Raw genomic sequence first — 1402 nt, forward strand, 5'->3', positions numbered from 1 at the left:
CAAATACGGCCTGCCGGTGATCCCGGTGGTGATGCCGGAAGGCGGCGACGCCAAGACCTTCCAGATCATCGAGGAGGCCTATGTCGACGACGGCGTGATGATCAATTCGCGCTTCCTCGACGGCATGAAGCCGGAGAAGGCCTTCGACGAGGTGGCCAGGCTTCTGGAAAAGAAGACAATCGGTAACCGGCCGATGGCCGAGCGCAAGGTGAACTTCCGCCTGCGCGACTGGGGCATTTCGCGCCAGCGCTATTGGGGCTGCCCGATCCCGATGATCCATTGCGAGGATTGCGGGGTGGTGCCGGTGCCGAAGGCCGACCTGCCGGTCAAGCTGCCCGACGACATCGAGTTCGACCGGCCGGGCAACCCGCTCGATCGCCACCCCACCTGGCGGCACGTCAATTGCCCGCAATGCGGCAAGCCGGCGCGGCGCGAGACGGACACGATGGACACGTTCGTCGATTCGTCCTGGTATTTCGCGCGCTTCACCGCGCCCTGGGCCAACGATCCGACCGACCCGAAGGCGGCCAATGAGTGGCTGGCGGTCGACCAATATATTGGCGGCATCGAGCACGCGATCCTGCACTTGCTCTATTCGCGCTTCTTCACCCGCGCCATGCGCGAGACCGGCCATCTCGATCTCGCCGAGCCGTTCAAGGGCCTGTTCACGCAAGGCATGGTGGTGCATGAGACCTACCGTGTCGGCGGCCCGTCCAACAACGGACGCTGGCTGTCGCCGAGCGAAGTCAGGCTCGAGGACGATGGCGGCAAGCGCCGCGCCGTCGACATCGCCACCGGCGAGGAGGCCGTCATCGGCCCGCTTGAGAAGATGTCGAAGTCGAAGAAGAACACGGTGAGCCCGGAAGAGATCACCGACGGCTACGGCGCCGATACCGCGCGCTGGTTCATGCTGTCGGATTCGCCGCCCGAGCGCGACGTCGAATGGACCGACGACGGCGCCGCCGGCGCGCATCGCTTCGTCCAGCGCATCTGGCGCCTGGTGTCGATCGCGGCCGAATCGCTGGCCGGCGTCAAGCCAGAGGCGGCGCGGGAGGGCGAGGCGGGCGCTGTCTCCAAGGCCGCGCACAAAATCCTCAAGGCGGTCGGCGAGGATATCGAGAAGCTCGGCTTCAACCGCGCCATAGCCCGCATCTACGAGCTGGCCAATGCATTGACCACGCCGCTCAACGAGGCGGCAGAAGGCAAGGCCGATGCGGCGCTGAAAGGCGCCTGCCGCGAGGCGGTGGAGATCCTAGTGCATCTGATAGCGCCGGTCATGCCGCATCTGGCCGAGGAGTGCTGGGAGACGCTGGGCGGCACCGAAATGGTCGCCGAACGGCCATGGCCGGTCTTCGATCCGGCGCTCGTCGTCGACAACGAGATCGTGCTGCCGGTGCAGGTC

Annotated in this window: 1 protein-coding gene; it reads left to right on the forward strand. The window is 66.0% G+C overall.

All coding sequences use genetic code 11. The annotated features are described in order from the left end of the window. Positions 1-1402, forward strand: a 1402-nt coding sequence (locus EN745_RS34795; RefSeq protein WP_145992327.1) for a class I tRNA ligase family protein, incomplete at both ends; no start/stop codon positions are given.

Origin of the sequence: Mesorhizobium sp. M4A.F.Ca.ET.022.05.2.1, assembly GCF_003998845.1 — a bacterium.
GTDB lineage: Bacteria > Pseudomonadota > Alphaproteobacteria > Rhizobiales > Rhizobiaceae > Mesorhizobium.